Origin of the sequence: Metamycoplasma canadense, from assembly GCF_000828855.1 — a bacterium.
In the GTDB taxonomy this organism is placed as follows: Bacteria; Bacillota_I; Bacilli_A; order Mycoplasmatales; family Metamycoplasmataceae; genus Metamycoplasma; species Metamycoplasma canadense.
The window spans coordinates 92,107-114,249 of record NZ_AP014631.1; the positions used below are offsets into that span (position 1 = coordinate 92,107).

At 24.8% G+C, this 22,143-nt stretch carries 16 protein-coding genes; 12 read left to right on the forward strand and 4 right to left on the reverse strand.

The window, feature by feature from the left end:
• Positions 1-78: 78 nt before the first annotated feature.
• Positions 79-2,286, reverse strand: a complete 2,208-nt coding sequence (locus MCAN360_RS05000) for a hypothetical protein (protein WP_045433260.1) — start codon at positions 2,284-2,286, stop codon at positions 79-81.
• 1,196 nt (positions 2,287-3,482) lie between these two features.
• Here MCAN360_RS05000 and MCAN360_RS05005 point away from each other — a divergent pair.
• From MCAN360_RS05005 to MCAN360_RS00450, 12 genes are all read left to right on the forward strand, one after another.
• Positions 3,483-4,529 (forward strand): hypothetical protein, encoded by a 1,047-nt coding sequence (locus MCAN360_RS05005; RefSeq protein WP_045433263.1) that lies wholly within the window; start codon positions 3,483-3,485, stop codon positions 4,527-4,529.
• A 191-nt stretch (positions 4,530-4,720) separates the two neighbouring features.
• The gene (locus MCAN360_RS05010; protein ID WP_045433266.1) at positions 4,721-5,242 is read left to right on the forward strand and encodes a hypothetical protein; all 522 of its coding nucleotides are present in this window, start codon (positions 4,721-4,723) and stop codon (positions 5,240-5,242) included.
• A gap of 61 nt (positions 5,243-5,303) precedes the next feature.
• Positions 5,304-6,560 carry a serine hydroxymethyltransferase gene (gene glyA / locus MCAN360_RS00405; protein WP_045433271.1) on the forward strand — a complete coding sequence of 419 codons (1,257 nt, stop codon included), beginning with the start codon at positions 5,304-5,306 and terminating at the stop codon, positions 6,558-6,560.
• 18 nt (positions 6,561-6,578) lie between these two features.
• The gene (locus MCAN360_RS00410; RefSeq protein WP_045433274.1) at positions 6,579-6,872 is read left to right on the forward strand and encodes a hypothetical protein; all 294 of its coding nucleotides are present in this window, start codon (positions 6,579-6,581) and stop codon (positions 6,870-6,872) included.
• Positions 6,872-8,509, forward strand: coding sequence for a DAK2 domain-containing protein (locus MCAN360_RS00415; RefSeq protein WP_045433277.1), 1,638 nt, complete (start codon positions 6,872-6,874; stop codon positions 8,507-8,509). Before MCAN360_RS00410 ends, MCAN360_RS00415 begins: the two co-directional genes overlap by 1 nt.
• 10 nt (positions 8,510-8,519) lie before the next feature.
• Positions 8,520-9,545 carry a phosphate acyltransferase PlsX gene (gene plsX / locus MCAN360_RS00420; RefSeq protein WP_045433280.1) on the forward strand — a complete coding sequence of 342 codons (1,026 nt, stop codon included), beginning with the start codon at positions 8,520-8,522 and terminating at the stop codon, positions 9,543-9,545.
• Entirely contained in the window at positions 9,535-10,248 is a 714-nt protein-coding gene (locus tag MCAN360_RS05015; protein WP_045433282.1) for a ribonuclease III family protein, read from the forward strand. Before plsX ends, MCAN360_RS05015 begins: the two co-directional genes overlap by 11 nt.
• Positions 10,249-10,256: 8 nt before the next feature.
• On the forward strand, positions 10,257-11,609 hold the full coding sequence (locus tag MCAN360_RS05020; protein WP_045433285.1) for an AEC family transporter: 1,353 nt from the start codon (positions 10,257-10,259) through the stop codon (positions 11,607-11,609).
• Positions 11,610-11,787: 178 nt separating this feature from the next.
• Complete coding sequence (locus MCAN360_RS00435; RefSeq protein ID WP_045433288.1) at positions 11,788-12,786, forward strand: coiled-coil domain-containing protein; 999 nt, start codon at positions 11,788-11,790, stop codon at positions 12,784-12,786.
• 614 nt (positions 12,787-13,400) lie between these two features.
• Positions 13,401-13,985 carry a variable surface lipoprotein gene (locus tag MCAN360_RS00440; RefSeq protein WP_045433291.1) on the forward strand — a complete coding sequence of 195 codons (585 nt, stop codon included), beginning with the start codon at positions 13,401-13,403 and terminating at the stop codon, positions 13,983-13,985.
• A 77-nt stretch (positions 13,986-14,062) separates the two neighbouring features.
• Positions 14,063-14,824, forward strand: coding sequence for a hypothetical protein (locus MCAN360_RS05025; RefSeq protein WP_045433294.1), 762 nt, complete (start codon positions 14,063-14,065; stop codon positions 14,822-14,824).
• 262 nt (positions 14,825-15,086) lie between these two features.
• Entirely contained in the window at positions 15,087-16,127 is a 1,041-nt protein-coding gene (locus MCAN360_RS00450) for an alcohol dehydrogenase catalytic domain-containing protein (protein ID WP_045434353.1), read from the forward strand.
• A 56-nt stretch (positions 16,128-16,183) separates the two neighbouring features.
• On the opposite strand, the gene MCAN360_RS00455 is transcribed toward MCAN360_RS00450, so the two are convergent.
• The 3 genes from MCAN360_RS00455 to MCAN360_RS00465 form a co-directional block, all read right to left on the reverse strand.
• Positions 16,184-20,497 carry a PolC-type DNA polymerase III gene (locus MCAN360_RS00455; protein WP_045433297.1) on the reverse strand — a complete coding sequence of 1,438 codons (4,314 nt, stop codon included), beginning with the start codon at positions 20,495-20,497 and terminating at the stop codon, positions 16,184-16,186.
• A gap of 23 nt (positions 20,498-20,520) precedes the next feature.
• Positions 20,521-21,492: a phosphatidate cytidylyltransferase gene (locus MCAN360_RS00460; RefSeq protein WP_045433300.1), complete on the reverse strand. Its 972-nt coding sequence runs from the start codon at positions 21,490-21,492 to the stop codon at positions 20,521-20,523.
• A 98-nt stretch (positions 21,493-21,590) separates the two neighbouring features.
• Positions 21,591-22,142, reverse strand: coding sequence for a ribosome-recycling factor (locus tag MCAN360_RS00465; protein WP_045433303.1), 552 nt, complete (start codon positions 22,140-22,142; stop codon positions 21,591-21,593).
• Position 22,143: the final 1 nt, after the last annotated feature.

A 22,143-nucleotide genomic window follows, 5' to 3' on the forward strand; every position in this document is an offset into this window, starting at 1 on the left:
AATAATAATATTTGATTAAATAAAAGCATGGCTCTTTACCAGATTAACTCAGCCTTGCTTTTAAAATTATTTGGGTTTTTAATTAGATTTTTCAATTTCATTATCTAATACTTCTAAAAACTTACTTATATTTTTTTCTACATCTTCTTTTTTCTCTGTTTTAAATACTAAATTTAAATATTCCATTAAAACAGCTTCTTTAGTGAATTTTTCCATCGTAAACTCAGTATCAGAAACTAAATTTGTTAAATAATAATCACGTTTTATAGCCTTAGCTTTGTGTTCCTCAAAATTATTAGGAAAATGATGTTCAAAATAATCGTTATATTCTTCAATAGTATATTTATTATTTATATTTAAAAATAATTTTCGCATTATCTCAGTAGCTAAAAAATAATGATTAGGATCAGATAAATTTTCTTTATCAATTAAAAATCTATTACGGAAATTATAAATAAAAAATGATACCAATGATTTAGGTAAATTATCGTTTTTGATTCGATCCTTTTCTAAAGTTTCAAATTTTAACGGGTCAATAAGATTAGTTAAAGGATTTTTAAAGGTTTTATATATAAAAAATGGATTTTGAATAAGCTTATTAGTTTCGGTATTTATAGAATTATTTACATAAATTTTTTTACCTTCAAATTCATCTATATTTAGTAATTCTCTTGGATCTGGAGATTCATATCAAAAATTATAATTTTCAGGACTTTGAACAATTTTATTTTTAATATTAGAATCAAAATTAATATTATTTTTAAAATAATCAAAATTTCTATCAGTTCCGTATAAGTCTAAATTTTCATGATTATAGCCATAAATTCAAAGATTTTTACCAGTTTTGATATATAAATCTTTTAATCTTGGATCTCATTCTTCTCCTCTGGTGTCAGGGGCATCAAAACCATTTCAAACCCTAAAGAATAATCAGTGTTGATTAATTTTATTAAATCGAGACATGTTAGTTTTTGACATAATTTCTTCATAAAGCAACACTCATTTCTTTGCTAAAATAGGTTTTAGTTCAAAATCATGAGTTTCAAATTTAGTTTCTAGATCTTCTTTAGTTCAATTTAAATTTGTCAAAAATTCATCATAAATTGTCTTTAAAAAATTCAAAAAATTTTTAATGTCTTTTTTTTCATAAAGAAAATTTGAAATTCAAAAAACTTGTCCATAAGTATCGCTTAAACCTGAAAATAACGAAAATGTTTCAAACAAACTTTGTTGTCTTCAGTGCAAACCTTCCCATCAAAAATAACCAAAAAATTGACCTCACTCACTGTCAGCCATGTCTTTTGCTCTATTCATTATTTTTTGCAAATATAAAAATAATTCTTTTTTTAAATCAATTGTTTCTTTAAAATCTTTTTGAATTTTGTTAGTTTGATCTTTATCAGTTGCATCAAAAAAATTCTTTTTAGCAAAATATGAAATAGCTTTGTCATTATTTGAATTTAAATCAAATTCAGTATCATAAAATTGTTTTTTGTAATCCGTAATAGAGTGATAGTTATTTACATATTCTAAAATTTCATTTTCACTACTTTTTTGTTTAAATTCATTATTAATTTTTAATTTTGCCGATTTTGAATAATAAATTGAATCTTTTAGTGAAACCAAAAAGTTTGATTTATTTTCATTTTTGTTAATTATTTTTTTAAGCTCATTTATTGATTTAGCTTCTTTAATCTCATCATCATTTTTTTCTTTAATATATTCAATTTCCTTTAAATTATTTATTTTATTAAATGCAATTTCTTTAGCTTTATTTAAAATTTCATTTTTGTTTTTTGTTAGTATTTTTAAATCCAAGGTTTCTGGCAATAAAACTTTTTTGTTTTTTTCATATTCAACATTTTGAAAATCTTTTTCTGTATAACCTAATGTTTTGATTTTAGAATTTAACTCACTCGATAGACTTATTAAATTATTATTCTCAACTTCTTTTTCAAACAAGGAATCTAAATTATCTAATTTATCCAAACTAACAGCTAAATTATTTGCTTGCTTATTTAAATTAATTAATGGTAAAACAATGTTGTTACTAAACATTTCTGTAGTATCTTTTTTAAAAATGTTAATTTCATTTTCATTCTTGTTTGTAATATTATTATTATTATTATTATTCTCATTTACCTTGAGTATTTGTTTTGAAAATTTACTATCTTTTTTTGAAGTTGAACAATTTTTTAAATATGGAATAATTGTTGTAATCAGCGTCGTTATTCCAACACTTATAATTAACGAGTTTAAAATTTTTGCCTTGCTTTTTGCTTTCATAAAATATACCTTAAATTTATTATTAACTTATTAATTTTTATTTGTATTCTACCAAAAAAAACATATAATGGCAAAATTCAGCTAATTTTAAGTTCAAAAATTTAATAATATTTTTTTCAAATTTAAGATAACTCTCATCAGTTGCCTTTTTTAATGGATCATCATTAAATTTAAAATCATTCATATTTATTTAGCTACTTCTATACATTCCAGAAAAATGAACATGATTTTCGTATAAAGCAAATCATTAAAAATTATCTCTAATAAATTTGTCACCATAATCATCAGATAAAGATCATGGAAATATTTCCTTAAATAATTCTGAAATTTATTTTGTTATTAAATCAAAAAAATCATTATATTTTTCTGTAAATTAACTTTTGAATCGTTATAAAGTCTTTTAATAATAATTTTAAAATTATTAATATCATCATTATTACAAAGATAATTTGTCATTCAAAACATTGATGACCAAAAAAATCAATCGACCTTTCTCCTACCTAGCTATATTTTGTTGAATCATGAAAGAAAGACTTATTATAACGATCAGATATTTCTTTTCCTCTAATTAATATTTATTTTAAATTTTCAAATAAATATTTTTTAGCATCAATTGATTGATAAAAATTAAGTTTTATTTTTTCAGATTTTTCTAGATTAGTTGCGTCTAAAGAATCTTTAGTGGTAAAGTATTTTATAAACTTATCATTCTTCGATTCCTTAATTAATTAACTTTTAAAAAATTGCTCTTTATTATCGATTAAAATATCATAATTTTAAATGTAATTTATTATTTTTTGGTTCTTCACTTATTAAACTAAACTCCTTATTAATTATTTTTTTAGCAGTTTTTTAAATATAGAATAATTGTCGCAATTAATCCAGTTTCCCCCGACAGTTATAGTTAACGAATTTAAAATTTTTGCCTTGCTTCTATTATTCAAAAATATATCTTAATTCTTTTAGCTATTTTCTTCATTCTATCAAAAAAATGGCTAAAAAATGCAATTAATTTTAAGTTCAAAAATATTTATTTTTTTAAAAAAGAAAGAAAAAAACTAAACATTTTTATTATTTTTTTTCATTATTTTTGCTATTTATAGCCAAATTTTAAAAAAAATAAAAAAAGAAGGAATAATTAAAAATGTAAATCATTCTATTTTAAAACAAAGTACATTAAAACCTTAAGGATATATATGAAAAAAATTAATAAATTTTTATTGTCTGTTACTCCACTGTCTTTACTAACAACCTTACCGTTGATTTCGTCGTCTTGTAATGTTGCAACTAAGGAAGATAACAAAATTAAAGAACAATTAAAAACTGAATACGAAAAAAAGATAAATGAATTATCTCAATTAATAACTTCTTTAAATGAAGCTAACCAATCTTTAGATAAATCAGAAGAAAAAATTAAAAAGCAAATAATTGAAAAAAACAATGAAATTAAAAATTTAGAACAAAAAATTAACGAAATTAAACAAAAGCATAACCAACAAAAAAATGAAGCTTCAAAATCTAGTTTTAATAAGTTAAAAGAAAATAAACAACTACTAGAAGATGTAAATAAACAATTATCAGGGTTATCTAAATTTGATGAAAAATTAGATAACCAAAACGAAAAAGATACTAAAAAACCAAAAGAAACTGAAAAGCAAACCCCTCCTGCTTCTACTGCAAAACCAGAACCAGACAGCAAACCAGCTGAAACACCACAGGGCGGATCATCAACTACACCAGAACCTACCACTCCAAAACAAAATCCGCCTACTACTGCTGAAGAACCAAAACAAGATAGTAATACTAATGATGAATGAACTAAAAAAATTAGTAAATTAACAGAAGAACAAAAAAATATTGTAAACAAAATTAAAGATAAAACCATTGTAACTAATAAGTTAAATGACGATGATAAAAAACTTTTAAATGAATTAACAATGGCACAAATTAAAAACACAAATAAGTATTATGGATATATATTACCCGATGCCGAAGACACCATTAAATTTGGTAATAAAAGTAAGGAAGCTAAAAAAAATGGAAAAAAATTTACTAATCTAAAATTTGACGAATCATTTATTAAAGAATTAAAAGCAAAAAAAATTACTCACCCTATGTTTGGAATAAATGGAGAAAACAGAAATGCCTTATCATTTGAAAAAAAAGATAATGGTAATTTTACTATTCCATTTAAATTTAAAGGTAGTGAAGAAATTTTTGAAATAGAACTTCCAAAAAGATAACATAGTTTATTTATTAAAAATAACAAATTATAAAAGTCAATTGTATCTTAACTTATGATATGATTGATTTTTTATTTTGTTCTTGAGAAAACTTATAAAATAGCCAAATTAATATTTAAAAATATTTAATATTTTAAAATATAATTATATACAATTTAATAACTTAATTCAATCTAAAAGAGGTGTTTGGAATGTCAAATAATAAAAAATGAAAAAATAAAAAAATAAATATAAATAACTATCAAACTCTAGAAATTAAAAAAGAAAAAAAATCTCTTTCAAAATCTTGAAAAATTGCTTTAACAGGACTTTTTTTGATTGCAATCCCTTCTTTTTTAATTTTTCTTTTAATTGGAAAAGATGGATGAATTATTGAATCTACTAAACTATATCACCGGTGAAAAACTTTATTACCAATAGCTTTTGGTATTATTGCAATCCAAGCGTCTATTGTTGGCTTACTAATATTTAAATTTAAAGTTTTTGGAATTAATGGACTTATATTTTTAATTCCTTTTTCATTAGCAATGGCTTCATTTTTAGTTTCTTCAGGAGTAGAAGACTGGCCTTATAGAATAATGCCTGCTGTTGGTCTAGCTTTCCTTTCACTTCCAATATTATTACTTGTAAAACATATTGAGAAAAAAATAGAAAATAAAAAAAGAATTGAATTTGAAAAACAAGAAAGAGCACAAAAATCATTACTAGACTAATTTATGGTTTAGTTTTTTATTTTTAAATTTAAGTTTTTAGCTTTTAATAAGGAGAAATATTATGTATAAAAAAATATCAATAGTAGATAAAGAAATAGCTGAAATAATCAACAATGAATCAAAAAGACAAACAGATCATATTGAATTAATTGCATCAGAGAATTATGTTTCAGAAGATGTATTGAATGCTGTTGGTTCGTGTTTAACTAATAAATATGGAGAAGGTTATCCGAAAAAAAGATATTATGGTGGCTGTGAATTTATAGATCAAATTGAAACTTTAGCTCAAGAACGAGCTAAAAAACTTTTCAATGTTAATTTTGCTAATGTTCAGCCTTATTCAGGATCTGTTGCTAATGCTGCTGTTTATATGGCTTTATTACAACCGGGAGATAAAGTTTTAGGACTATCTCTTGATTCAGGAGGTCATTTGACACACGGCTACAAAATATCTTTCAGTGGAATTTTTTATAATTCTTATTCTTATAAAGTAAATGAAGATGGTTTTTTAGATTATGATGAAATATTAAAAATTGCTAAAGAAATAAAACCTAAAATGATAATTTGTGGCTATTCAGCATATTCACAAATTGTCGAATTTGATAAATTTAAAAAAATAGCTGACAAAGTAGGAGCTTATTTATTTGCTGATATTTCTCATATCTCAGGTTTAATTATTGCCGGTTTGCATCCGTCTCCTGTAGGTTATGCCGATGTTATTATGACTACTACACATAAAACCTTAAGAGGAACAAGAGGTGCAATAATTCTTACAAATAATGAAGAACTTGCTAAAAAAATTGATAAGGCGGTATTCCCAGGTTATCAAGGTGGCGCTTTGTTTCATCAAATTGCTGGTAAAGCTGTATCGTTTTTTGAAGCTTTGCAACCTGAATTTATAGATTATCAAAAGCAACTTTTAAAGAATTCAAAAGTATTCTGCCAAACATTCATAAATAAAAACGTAAAAGTGATTTCTGGTTTAACAAAAAATCACTTATTCATGATTGACGTTAAAAGCTCATATGGTTTAACCGGAAAAAAAGCTTCAGAAATTTTACAAGAATGTAATATAACTGTCAATAAAAACTCAATTCCTAATGATACTGAAAGTCCATTGATATCAAGCGGAATAAGATTAGGAACTGCCGCCATGACATCAAGAGGTTTTGAAGAAGATGAATTTATTATCTTAGCTAATTTAATTGATAAATGTTTAAGAGACCCTGATAATGAAAGTTTAAAAACAATAATTAAAAAAGAAGTAGCCAAATTAACTAGCATGTTTCCAATTAAAAGAAATTACATTAAAAAGTAATTAAATTAAGTATTATTTATGGAAAATAAAATTTTAGAAAATAATATTAAAAATTGGATAGCTACTATTGCTGGTGTTGTTGATTTTGTACCATTAGATGAAAAAAATAATATTAATTTTGAAAATGATGGGATTATTGTTAAAAAAAATGAAAAATCAAATGGGATTAATTTAACCCTTGGGTTAGTAATTTTAATTAATTTAAATGCTAAAAATATTATTGAACAAATATATGAAATTGTTAATTGAAAACTAAAAGAACTAAATCTTAAAATAACTAAATTATGCGTTTATATAAAAGGAATTAAATAATGAAAAAAATTAATGGAAAAACATGATTGGAAGCCTTAACATCCGGTGCTTATAATTTGAAGAATAAACAATATTCAATAAATGCATTGAATGTTTTCCCTGTTCCAGATGGCGATACTGGTTCAAATATGGCTTCAACAGCCTTAGGAATTGAGAAGGTTGAAGCAAATTTTGATAGCCACATTTCTTTTGTATCATCAAAAATAGCACAAAATATGTTATTTTCAGCTCGTGGAAATTCAGGAGTTATTTTAAGTCAAATTTTTAAAGGTTTTTCAGTTGCTTTTAAAGATAAAAAAGAAATCGATTCTCAAGATTTGATTAAAGGATTTGAAGAGGCATCAATATATGCTTATAAAGCGGTTTTAAAACCAATTGAAGGAACAATTTTAACAGTTATACGTGAAACTGCACAAGGTTTGAAAGAAAGTACTTTGATTGATACAACCATTACTGAGGTATTTAAAACTGCACTTCAATTAGCAAGAAAAAGTTGTGATAATACACCTAATTTACTTTCTGTTTTAAAAGAAGTTAATGTAACCGATTCCGGGGGAGAAGGTCTTTATGCAATTTTAGAAGGTATATTATCTTATTTCGAAAATGACCCAATTCAATTACTAGAAAAACAAGATGAAGTTAATAAATTTATATCGGATACCGGGGTTTTTGAAGGTGAATTTGGATACTGCACTGAATTTATTGTTGAACTTAAAAAACCAAAAAAATTTAATAAAGATTTATTAATTGCAAAATTAGAAAAACATGGTAGTTCTTTGGTTGTTGTTCAAGATGAATCCCTTTTAAAAGTTCATATTCATGCAATAAGGCCAGGAGATGTTTTAAATATTGTTAACAGTTTAGGTCAATTTGTCAAGGTAAAAATTGAAAATATGACTTTACAAGCTAATGACAGTAAAAAAAATAGTATTAAAAATGCAAATGAGAAAAAAAATAGTGAACCGATTGCTTCTCCATTAAAAAAATCTGCTGTTATTTCTTGCAATTCTGGTTTAGGTATTATTAATTTATTAAAAGAAAATGGTGTTTCTTATATTATTGAAGGAGGACAAACTAATAACCCTTCAATTAATGATATCGTCCAAGCAATAAATTCAGTTAATGCTGAAACTATATTTATATTACCTAATAATTCAAACATATTTCTTTCAGCACAACAAGCTTCAACTATTATTAAAGATAAAAAAATTATTATTATTCCTACTAAATCACAAGCACAAAGTTTAAGTATCTTATATAACTTTAATGAAGACAATTCCACTGATGAAAATCATAATTTAATGAAAGATGCTTTAATGAATATTCGTTATGGCGAAATAGCTCCTTCAATCAAAACAACTAAAATCGATGGAATTAAAGTTAAATCAGGCGATTTTATGGTTTTAGCTGAGGGAAAAATAAAAGAAACTGATTCGAATTTTAATGGTGCAGCAATAAAACTTTTACATAAATTAATATCTGACGAAACTCAAATAGTTACAATTTTTTATGGCGAAGGTGTAACAGAAGCTGATATTATTGAACTACAAAATTATATTGAGATTAATTTTAATGTTTCGATTGATGTTTATAATGGTGGACAATCAATTTATCCTTACTTAATTTCTGCAGAATAGGAGATATTAAATGAAAAAAATTGTTTTTGATATTTTAAATAATGATAATGGTATTTCATACGCAATAAAAGCCGCTTGTTCTTTTAAATCAAAAAATAAAGACTACCAAATAGCATTAGTTGCTGACAAAGATATTATAGAAAAAGAATTAATAAAATTAAAAAACAAGTATAAAATAAGCATTGATGATTTTATAATAGTTGATTCAAAAAATTTAGTGCATATTAAAAATAGCCCAAGAGAAGTTTTAAAAAATTCTTCATCAATGTTAGATGCCTTTAATTATTTAAATGAAAATAATTTTGATGGTATTGTAAGTAGTGGGGATAGTGGCGCATTCATTACACTTTCATCTTTTAAAATAAAAAGATTGCCAAATGTGTCAAGACCAGCTTTTATGCCTATTTTACCAACATTACAAAATAATAAATATGCTCTATTACTTGATGCTGGCGCAAACATTGAAACTTCATATGAATATCTTAATAACTGGGCCGTTGTTGCGTCACAATATTATGAATTAATTTTCAATAAACAAAAACCTTCAATTGGTCTTTTAAATGTCGGAACTGAAGAATACAAAGGAAGCGCCAATTTGAAAGAGGCTTATAAACTTTTAAAAAACAATAAGGAAGTTAATTTTACTGGTTTTATTGAACCAAAAGATGGTATAGCCGGCAATGTCGATATTATTCTAGCTGAAGGTCAAAGTGGTAATATCTTTTTAAAAACATTAGAACATTCATTTTTAGGTTTTGGCAAATTATTAAAAAACATAATTAATACAAATTTACTAACAAAAATTGGTGGACTATTATTAAAAAGACAACTAAAAAAATTAAAGGCTAAATTTGACTATAGAAACGTTGGTGGCGCTTATATTGTCGGTCTTGAAAAGTTAGTTGTAAAAGCTCATGGTGGATCGGATGAAATTGCTTTTGAAAATGCTTTAAATCAAGTTAAATTTTTATTAGAAAAAAAGGATTTTGTAAAAAAATTAACAAATAAACTTGAGGTCTTAAATAATGAAGCTTAATAAAAAAGAATTATTATTTTTTGATTCATTAAAAAATGTTTTATTTAAATTTAAAGATATAAAAATAGATAATTTAAACAATGAACAAAAATATATTTTAATTACTGCTTTTACTCATAAATCATATTCAAATGAACATAAAAATATTCAAGACAATGATTTTTTAGAGTTTGTTGGAGATGGGGTCTTGCAATATATTTTAACTAAATGAATTTTAGAACAAAATATTAATATTTCTCCTGGTGAAGCCACTAAATTAAGAAGTAAAATAGTAGGAAGAGAAAATCTTTCAAGAGTTGCAGAAAAGTGAAAATTATTTGAAGGATTAAGATATTCAAAATCTGCTTTCTTAAATGGGATAAACAATAAAACAATATCCAATTTATATGAGGCTTTTATTGGTGCTATATATCAAATTTATGGTATTGTAATTGCGGAGAAGATTTCAAAGCAAACACTTGGATTTACTTTTAATAATGAAATAGATAAAAATCATAATCATCCGAAAAATGCTTTGCAAGAATTTTTCCAAAAAAGTAGTAATTCAAACGTTGAATACGAAACAGTTCAATTTAATAATGGAACATTTGGTTCTACTGTTTTATTTGAAAACCAAATATATGGCGAAGGCATGGGTAGAACAAAAAAAGAAGCAGAAAAACATGCCGCAATAAACGCTTTAATGAAATTAAATAAAGGGTAACGAGGATAATGGAAATAGGACAAACAAAATTATCGTCAGGCGCTTTGTTTTTAGGAACAATTAGTAATACAGGATTATGAGGAGCCATAATTTCCACTCTAATTATTACTTTTTTAGGATATATTCTTTATAAAACAAAAGTCTTAAATGACGGAGCAGTTGGTGCTGTTCAAAAACTAATTATCAATATTATTATTCCTTTTCTTTCTTTTTATTCATTTATGAAGAATGCAGAAAAGGATGATATTAAAACTTATGCAATTGTATTTGGATTAAGTGCTGTTTATTATATAGCACTAACAACAATGGCAATATTCTGAATGAAATTTTTGCCAAAACTTGTACCAAAAAGTGTTATAAGGAGAGCTGAAGCTGATTTTAATGAATATCAAAAAAATGTAGAATTTGATATTAAACAAATTTGAAACCAAGAAGCTTATTTAGAAAAATTACAAAGAAAACACTTAGTAACATGATTAATGTGTATTTATGGTTCAAATATTTTATTTGCTACCCCAATAGTTTTAGGGGTTTATGGAAGTACTAGCTCTGAACTAGGTTCTTTAAATATTTGAAATATTTTATATTATGTTGGAGGTTTTGGTCTTTCATTTTCACTTGTATCTGGTGTTAAATTTACAAAGAAGGAATTTAAGTACACACTTAAAAAAGCATTCTTAAATCCTGCTTTTATAGTTGTTATTATTGCTATCTTACTTTGAGCAACTCAATATATTCCAAAATGAGGAGCAACTGTAAGTGACATACAAAAAACAATCTATGTTCAAAATGGAAAAATAACCGCTGATAAATTAGCAACATTTGGACCAAATTTTAGTAGTTTATACGGTGTTACGGAAGGTAATAAAACTATTTGATATGAATTTAGTAGAAAATTTAACAATTATGTAGTGTACTCAGGAAGACCTACTGGTTGATTTGATTGACAAGTTACAATGCCTTATCTTGCAAAACCAATTAAAATTTTAGCTGAATTAATAAGTCCATTAATTTGGATAGTTATTGGTACAAGCTTAGCTAAAACAAAAATTAAAGAAATGTTTAAAAATAAACAAAATTGATTATTTTTATTTTACAAATCAGGAATTATGCCGCTTGTAATTCTAGGATTAATAAGCTTCTTTGTTTATAAAAAATTAATACCAGTCAATGTTGGAGCAGTTTTAGTTATGGTTGGATCAGTTCCTCCTGGAACTACTGTTGTTATATACGCACAACATTTTAAAAATCATGGTGATTACACATCACAAGTAAGTAGTTTATCAACACTAACAAGCTTTATTTTTATACCAGCATGACTAGTGATTGGTCAACTAGCATTAAATTCAATCGCGGGTTAAATGCAGCATACAAAAATATTAACGGATTCTAAAACAAAAAGAATTCGTTATTTTTTTATTTTTTTACTAATTTTTACGAAATTCAAAAAAAAAAAAAAGAGAATAATTAAAAGGATATAAAGTTAAAAATAACTTTATCAATATCAAAAAAATAAATTTGAAAGGTAAATTGATATAAATGAAAAAACTAAAGAAATTTTTATTAACTTTTGGTTTTTTAGCACCTTTAGCAACGTTGCCAATACTATCGGCAGCTTGTGATAATAAAAAAGAAGAAGCTCCAAAAGAAATTGAAGAATTAAACAAAATAAAAAGCGAACATGCAACATTAAAAAATAAAATTGATACTTTAATTTCTTCAATATCTGAAAAAGAAAAAAACAAAAAAGATTTACAAAAACTTTTAGATGATACTTCTAAAAAAGTAAAAGATTTAGAAAAACAAATAAACAAACTTGAACAAAAATCTCAAGGTCATAATGAAAGACCTTTAGGAGATGAGCACGCTAATCCGTCAACATCTAAAGAAGAAGCTAAAGAAGCTAAAAAAGAATTTGATAAATCATTAGCAAGTGTTGAAGAATATTTAAAAACCTTAAATGATGAAAAATATCAAGAAATTAAGAAAACATTGAATGATGCTGTTGAAAATGCTAAAAAAGAATTAACAGATGAATTAAATAAAAAGCAAATTGAAGATATCAAAAATAAAATTGAAGAAGCTTTAGAAGTAGCTAAGGATAAAAAAATAGAAATAGAAATTCCTGAAAAAGTTAATAACTTTTCAATTCAAGAATTTAAAATACATATTGTAAATGTTCCTGGTCATGGTAATCATAAACAACTATACTTAAAAATCGCTGGTAATACAGAAGTTCACAAGTTTTTTGAAAAGAAAAAAAATAATGCTGGGGTAATCCTTACTGATTCAAAAAAACAAGAAGTATATATAAGAGCAAATTTCAATAATCCAAAATTCCATTTTGACTTAGAATATTTAGGCGCTAAGAACCAATTAGAATTATTTACTTATTTACCAAATGAAAATGAAAATAAAGATTATGAAATTGACACTATTGAATTATTTAATGGAGATAAAAAATATAAAATAGATTTGGGGGGTAAAAAATTAATTTTTAATCCTTCGAAAATAAGTGGAAATATTCATTTTCAATAAAAAAACTTAAAAAATTAAATATGGCTTTCTAGTATTTTCTCTTTATAACAGAAAGCCATATTTTTAATTTATATTATTGATTTTATTTAGATAAAAAGTTATTGTTTAAAGTAAAAAATATTAACTTTCTAAGTTTTTTCAATTTTATAGTGTGAATCCATAATTTTAAAGAAATTTTTATAATTCATAATATAGCAAAAAGTAAGTTTAAGAAAACACTAGTACTTGCTTTTTTATTCTATTATTTTTTTTAAAATTATTATATTTTATTTTTAAAACCTCTTCCAAAAAGGGATTTGAGGTAAAAACTCTCTTAATAAGAGATTTTTTGTTGTTAGAAATTTAACAAATAATAAACTTAAAATACTTTTTAAATTATAGTAAACTATAAAATTTTTCAATCTAACTTGATCTAACTTTTGCGGTTCATTATAAAATAGAGGTTTTTAATTGTTTCTATCCTATAAAATTAGAAAACTCAGAAATTCTTTATTTTTTTAGCTGCTTTTTGCGAAATTCAAAAAAAAAAAAAAAGAGAATAATTAAAAAAGATATAAAGTTAAAATCAACTTTATATATATCAAAAAATAAATTTGAAAGGCTAATTGATATAAATGAAAAAACTAAAGAAATTTTTATTAACTTTTGGTTTTTTAGCACCTTTAGCAACGTTGCCAATAATATCGGCAGCTTGTGATAATAAAAAAGAAGAAACTCCAAAAGAAAACAAAGAACTTGAAAAAATAAAAAGCGAACATACTACGCTAAAAACTAAAATTAATGAGTTGATTTCTTCAATATCAGAAAAAGAAAAAAGCAAAAAAGAACTACAAAAACTTTTAGGTGATGCTGCTAAAAAAATTGCAGATTTAGAAAAACAAATAAATAGTTTAGAACAAAAAAGTAATAAAGAAAAACCATTAGGAGATGAACCTATTATTTCTCCTCAAGATCCAACAATTTCTAATGAAAAAACAGCTGAAGCTAAAAAACAATATGATACTTTAGAAAAAGAAGCAAATGAACTTTTAGAATCATTGAAAGATAATAAATTTGCTCAAATTAAAACTGAATTAGAAAAAGTATTAAATGAAGCAAAAGAAGCTTTAAAAACTGAAGCTAGTTTAGAAAAATACACTGATTTCAAACAAAAATTGAAGCTGCTAAAAATAAAGCTACTGAAGAAAAAGAAAAAATAGAAAATAGTGAAAAAACAGCTGAAGCTAAAAAACAATATGATACTTTAGAAAAAGAAGCAAATGAACTTTTAGAATCATTGAAAGATAATAAATTTGCTCAAATTAAAACTGAATTAGAAAAAGTATTAAATGAAGCAAAAGAAGCTTTAAAAACTGAAGCTAGTTTAGAAAAATACACTGAGTTCAAACAAAAAATTGAAGCTGCCAAAAATAAAGCTACTGAAGAAAAAGAATATATCACATTGCAAGCAGATGCTAATAGTTTAAAAGATAGTCTAGAAAATATTCAAGATTTTTTAGAAATAAAAAATGAATTAATGGAAAAAATTAAAACTATAAATACGAAAGTCGAAACTTCTTTAAATTATAAAGAAGCAAAAGAAGAATTAAATGCTGCTATCAATATTTCTAATTCACAATTACAACAAAAATGAGGCACAATTGTTAATAAATTTAAGATTATAAATCTTGATATATGAAATCAACAAAAATTACTTGTATTTACTGTTGATGTCAATAATGAAGATATACATTCATTCATATCAAAGAATAAAGCAAGTTTGGAAATAAAATTAAAAGATAGTAAGACTAATACAGTTGTTAAACAAACTAAATTAAATTGAAATAGAGTTTTTTGAAACGTATATGGCAAAAAAAATACATTTTCAGTTCAGGTCCCACTTGCTGAATTTGATAAAGAAAAAGAATATACAATAAATTCAGCAGAGATATTATATAATGGATGAACATTTAAGATTAATACCGATAATAAAGAACTTAAATTTACCCCTAAAGACTTAACTAAAAATATTTATTGATCAAGCCTTAATAATTCTTAAAAATAGTAATAAATTTTATTTAAAAATACAATACCTTTATTTTATTAATTAATAAACTTCAAAAGTTATTCTAAATAAATTCAAAAAAACTTTTGGGGTTTATTATATTTTTGTCCTTAGTTCATTTTAATTTACGTTATTAATTTTTTTACATAAATAAAAGCTATTATTTATGGTGTTAAAATTATTATGTAATAAATTATTACTTAAATTAAAATAACATAGGAGACTTAGAAAAAAAATGAAACAAATCCCAACCAAAATGAGGGCTTTTGTAGTAACCGAACCTAAAAAATGAAGTATTCAAGAAGTAGATGTCCCAAAACCAAAATATAAAGAAATTTTGATTAAAATGGAAACGTCAGGTATTTGTCATACCGATTTACATGCAGCAAATTATGATTGGTTAGTAAAACCAAAATACCCTCTTATTCCAGGTCATGAAGGTATTGGGAAAGTTGTTGCTCTTGGTGAAGGGTGTACAAGATTAAAAATTGGTGACAGAGTTTGCTTAGCTTGACTACACGATGCATGTGGTTATTGTGAATTTTGTTTAACTGGTAAAGAAACGCTTTGCCCTAATCAAAATATGTCAGCATACACAAAAGATGGGTCATTTGCAGAATATGCAATTGGTCATGAAGATTTTGTTGGCATTATCCCTTCAAAACTAGATATAATAACTGGAGCCCCAATTGTATGTGCAGGTGTGACAACTTACAAAGCATTAAAACAAACAAAATCAAAGCCAGGGAATTTCGTAGCAATCATTGGTATTGGTGGACTTGGACAACTAGCTATCCAATACGCGACTGCTATGGGATATAGAGCTATTGGTATTGATTTAAATGATGAAAAATGCGAATTAGCACTTAAATCCGGTGCAGAATTTGCACATAACTCTGCAAAAGATCCTGATTTTATTAAAAAAATTATTGAAGAAACAAATGGTGGAGTTCATGCTGTTGTTAACACTTCAGTTCATCCTTCGGCAGCTGAACAAGGTATGTCTATGCTTCGTAGAGGCGGCAGACAAGTACTTGTTGGACTACCAGCAAAAGATAAATTTGGGAAAGATGACTTTAAAGTATCAATTTTTTGATCAGTATTATTCGAAAGAGAACTAGCTGGCTCAATTGTTGGTACAAGACAAGATCTCGCCGAAGCTATTGAATATGCAGCTAATGGTAAGGTTAAATCAGAGGTTACAAAAATTGTAAAATTAGATGAAGTTGCTGATATCTTTGATAAATTACAAAAAGGCGAATTTCTTGGTCGCGCAGTTATTGATTTTAGAAAATAATTAAAAATCTGGCTAATAAACCAGATTTTTTATTTTTAAAAATTTTGTTTAATTATTTAAAATAATTCAACTTGATTAGTTTCGCTTAGTTCATTTAAAATGCCTAATTTTTTTAATTCAGAACAAATTTTAGAATTAACCTTAGCTCGCTCAATTAAATCCTGTATTGATAAAAACGGAGATTCATTTCTAGCTTTAACTATTGCTTCAGCAACAACATCTCCAAGACCATCAACAACATTAAAAGGTGGTATTAGTGATTTGTTTTTTTTGTCAATTATTCAGTTTTTAGCTTCTGATAATTCTAAAGAAACATTTTGGATTTTATATCCACGTGCAAACATTTCTTTAGTTATTTCAAATGTTGTAATTAATGCTGCTTCCTTAGTTGAAAGAGGATTAGATCTATCGTTTTTTCTTCTTTTGTATTCAAATAATAATTGACTTACTTTGTTATAACCGTTTGACATTGTTTCAATATCAATTGCATCTGGTCTTATTGAAAAATATGAAGCATAAAATTCTAAAGGATAATAAAGTTTATACCAACCTATTCTTCAAGCCATAATAACATATGCCGTAGCATGCGCTTTTGGGAACATATATTCAATCTTTTTTAATGAATTTATATACCATGATGGGATATTATTAGAAATCAACAGTTCTTCTTGCTCTTTTGATAGTCCTTTTCCTTTACGAACTTTTTCCATAATTTCAAAAGCTTTTAAAGGTTCAATATTTTTTTTAATTAATTCCTGCATAATATCATCACGACAACAAACACAATCTTTTAATTTAAAACCATTTTTTACAAGTTCCTCAGCGTTTCCGGCCCACACATTAGTTCCATGACTCAAACCACTTAATAATATTAAATCGTTAAATGTTCTTGGTTGTGCTTCTTTCAACATATTACGGACAAAGTTTGTACCAAATTCAGGAAGGCCGTAAGCACCTGTTGTTTCTCCATCAATCATATTAGGACTAATTTTAAGCGATTCTGTTGTATAAAATAATTTCATAACTTCAGGATCAAATTTAGGAATTTCTTTAACTTTTACATTTGTTAAATCTTCAAGCATTTTTATTGTTGTTGGATCATCGTGGCCCAATAAATCCAATTTAAGAACATTATCATGAATAGATTCAAAATTAAAATGGGTTGTTTTCCATGTGCTACTTATATCATTAGCCGGATAGTTAACTGGTGTAAAATCCTCAACATCAAATTCCTTAGGGATGATTATAATCCCTCCAGGATGCTGTCCTGTTGTTCTTTTTACTCCGGCAGCTTTTGATGATAAAAAATCTAAAAATGTTTTACTTCATGGTATTTCTTGATTTCTTACTTCATGCATATATTTTTCACAAAAACCAAAAGCCGTTTTTGAAGCAATTTTAGATATAGTTCCAGCTCTAAATGAATGATCCTCACCAAATAACTCTTTAACTAAATTATGAATAATAGGTTGATATTCACCACTAAAATTCAAATCGATATCAGGAACTTTATTTGCTTCAAAACCTAAAAATGTTTCAAATGGTATATTATGTCCATCTTTTGATAATTTTTCAGAACAAACAGGACATTTCTTGTCTTCTAAATCTCAACCTGAATAAATATTACTGTTATTATTTCATTCAAAATATTTACATTTTAAACATAAATAATGTGGTTCAAGTGGATTAACTTCTGAAATACCTGATAAATTAGCAACAATTGATGATCCAACAGAACCACGACTACCAACCAAATAACCATCTTCATTTGATTTTTTAACTAGTTTATGACTAATTCAATAAATAACTGAATAACCATATTTTATAATTGGATTTAGTTCTTTTTCAATTCTTTCAATAATTTTAGGATCAGGATTTTTTCCATAAATTTTATGCAAGTTTTCATAAACTAAATTTCTTAAATTTGTAGGAGAATTATCAAACGTTGGAACATAAAGATTATCTTTTATAACTTGTATTTCTTCAATTGAATTTGCAATTTCACGAGGATTATAAATAACTATTTCTTTAATTAATTTTTCATCTTCTAAAAATAGAAACTCGTCTAACATTTCCCTAGTAGTTAAATATTTAAAATTAGGTTGTTTTTTATTTTTTAGTCAATGATTGCCACCACCTAGTGAAGGAGCATTAATATATATTGAGTGAATTAGTTTTTGATAATCATAAACATATCTAGCATCAGACGTTGCAACACATTTTTTATTTAAAATTCGGCATTTTTCTATTAAATCTTTATATGCTCATTTTAAATTTTCATATGTTATTTCTTCTAAATTAATTTGATAAATAAATGAAGAAATTGGAGGTATTTCAACATAATCAAACTTTTTAATTAATTCAATAATGCTATCATCCGTACCAAATAAAACTTTATCTCATAATAAGGATTGATTAGTTGCTGAACCAAAAAATAGATTTTCGTATTTGTTTTTATTCTCAATAAAAAACTTAGGACCGTTAGCATAATCATTGGTTAATGAATTTGACAAAATAGTAAACAATTCCTTTAGTCCTTTTTGATTTTTAGCCAATACTCTTATTTCTGATGATCTTCTTCTTTTTGCTCATAAATTTGTATCAACATTAAAAAGTTGTTTTGAATTAGTTACATTTTTTTCAATATTTAATCTTAATATCATTTTTAACCAAACTTGTGCTAAAACATTAGCATCATAATCTGCTCTATGGGCGTCAATAACATCATAATTAATATTGTGTCTTTTACATACTTTTTCAAGTTTATGCAATGTATCTTCTGTATCTAAAAAATAAGATAATTGTAGTGTATCGATACAAACTAAATTTGAAGTATCTAAATTAGCTTCCTTAAATTTTTGAAAGCACATTCCCATATCAAAAGAAGCATTATGAGCTACAGCAATACGATTATTCAAAATATTATAAATTCTTAAAATTCCGTCTTCTTGTTCAAGACCATCTTCAAGCATTTTTTCATTAATATTGGTTAGTTCTTTAATCTTTTGTGTTAATTCTTTTTTTGTTTTTAAAAAGAATTGAATTTTTTCAACTTGAACTCCATTTTTAATAATTGATGCTCCAAACTCAATAATATCATCAAATCTTGGAGACAATCCCGTTGTTTCAAGGTCAAACACAACATATTCAGCATCTTTAAAATTAAATTCTTTATAACCTAAAAATATTTTATTTTCTTTTGAAATAGTTGAAATTGTTGCTCCATATATAGGCTTAATTGTTTTATCTTTTTTTAAACTATTATAAAAAGTAGGAAAGCTTTGAACGTTATCTAAATCAGTTATTGCAATAGCTTCATGCCCATATTTTTTAACTGCCTTTAAATAATCTTCAGGACTTGATATTCCGTCTTGAGCACTCATATTAGTTCTTATAGCCAAATCTATTCTTTTTTCAATTTCATTATCATCATTTAAATATATAAACGGTTCGGTTGGTGTATATCAATTTTTGCCTGATGCAAGTATATATTTTGATTTAGTATAAATATCGTCGCTTAGCATTCCTTCAATATAAACCGTATCGCCTTCTTTTAAATTAGGTTTTTCATCTTGTTCATTTTGAATAAATTTCACATTTATAGCTTCTTTATAATCAGAAATACGTAAATTTAAAATTCGTTTATTGTTTTTAGTATTTTTTCATTCTAGAAAATAAATTTCACCCTTAATTAAAACTCTTACTTGTTCAAAAGTTAATAAAGCTGTTTCAATATCCATTTCAATTGCTTTAAATTGATTTTTATTTCAAGAATTAGACTTAGTAAAATTATTGTTATTATTGTTTTGATGATTTGCATAAGAATCTTTCGTTATTTTTTCAAAAGAATCTATTAATGTTTTAACAACATTTTTTCCATTATTTAATACTTTTTTAGGTTCTAATAGTTTATAAATTGGGTTCAAAAATTCATAACCTATTTTAAATAATGCTTTTTTAATTTGGACATCGAAAGACTTAAATTTCTCATATACAGATTTTGTTTCAATTAAAAAAATAATTTGATTATCAGAAAGTTCAATTTTTTCTTCATTTATAAAACCTAATATTGTCTTAAGTTCTAAAAACTTTGTTTCAATGACGTATTTTAAATAATCACTAATATTTTTTTTATCTAAAATAGTATTTTGAATTATTAAATTTATAATACAATTAGGAAATTTTTTATCAACCGCACTTTTAAATTTTTTATATTCTAAAATATCAATATGTTCTGGTAATTGAATATCAAAAATCCAGTTTTTTATTCCTTTGATTGGTGGTTGAACGGATAAAAGTTTAGCTCCATAAAAAACTTCTGATGGTTCAAACTTAGACTCTTTACATAAAACCTTAAAACTTTCATCCATAAATAAATCCTTTCAAACTAAAATTATCTGATTAATAAAATAACTGAAACTCCAATAACTACAAAGCTAGATGAATCGAAACGATCCATAAATCCACCATGACCTGGTATTAAATTTGAAAAATCTTTTACACCATATAGTCTTTTTATAAGTGAAAAAGCTAAATCACCAATTATTGAAATAAATGGTAATAATATAATCCCTACTAATAGTTGTTTTCAATTGCTAAAAATTATAAATTGAAGATTATTAGTTAACTTTCCTAAATACATTGTAATAAAAACAAATAACGATCCAAAAATAAAACCTATAAATCCACCTTCCCAAGATTTTTTAGGACTAATTTTTGGTGCCATTCCTACTTTTATTATTTTTCTGCCGAACAAAGAACCACCAATATATGCTGATGTATCTGTAACAACAGGAATACTAATAATTGCAAATATAAAATATAAACTTGCTGAATTATATAAGAATAATGTTTTAAAAGAAATTGGAATAAAAATTGTTGAAAAAATTGCAACAATATAAGAAACTATAAATTCTTTTAATGATTTCTTTGTAAAAAATAAATTAAACAAATAAATTAAGCTTATTAATGTTACTAAGCAAATAACAGATAAAGCTTTAAAACTAGTCAATGAATCCTCACTAAAAAAAACAGCTTTTTTAAGTTGTAAAATAAGTTCTTCAATATTAAAACCAATTTTATTAGCATTGTGAATAAAAATATTATTACTTTGAGTATTATTTGAAAATCAATCTAATGGAAACGCTCAAATTAAAATACTTAAAATAGATATTAAAATATTTTGTCATCTTGCTAAAATGCTATGTGATAAAACTTCATATGTAGCTCAAACCGAAATTAATGTAAAAAAAGAAATACCAATTATTTTTCCTGATATTTTACCATAATAAGTTATAAATAAAAAAGGTAGTAAAATAGTTAGCAATATTAATGCCGATTTAATTCTCTGAGATATATTTTTCATATTTAATAATTATATATTAGGTATTTTTTAAGTTGATAAATATAAAAATTTATTTTTATATTAAAAAATAAGAGACTCATTTCTCTTATTTTTCTAAATTATATTGTCATTAATTCTTTTTCTTTTACTTTTGTTAAATTAGTAATTTTTTCAATTGATTTATCAACTTCTTTTTGAATTTGATCTAAATAGTTTTTTTGTAAATCTTCCGATAATTCTTTATCAGCTTTAATATGTTTATTAATATCTTGACGTGCTTGTCTGATGCCTACCTTAGCTTGTTCAGCAATTTGATTTAGTAATTTAGTCATCTCAAGGCGTTTTTCTGTTGTCATTTGAGGATAAATAAGTCTAATTTGATGTCCCATATTAACAATAGTTATATTTAATTTTTGGTCCATTATTGTTTTTTCAACAGTTTTTAAGATCGCCATATCATATGGTTTAACCAATAATTCTAACGGACCGTTTGAACTAATTGAAGCTAATTCATCTAAGTTCATTCATGAATCATAATAATTAATTTTAATTTTATTAATTAAAGCAGGATTGGCTTTACCTACAGCGACTTTTAGTGATTGATTTTCAAAATTATTAATTGTTTTTTCTATATCATCTTTTAAACTTTCAATATAAAAACTTAATTCCATA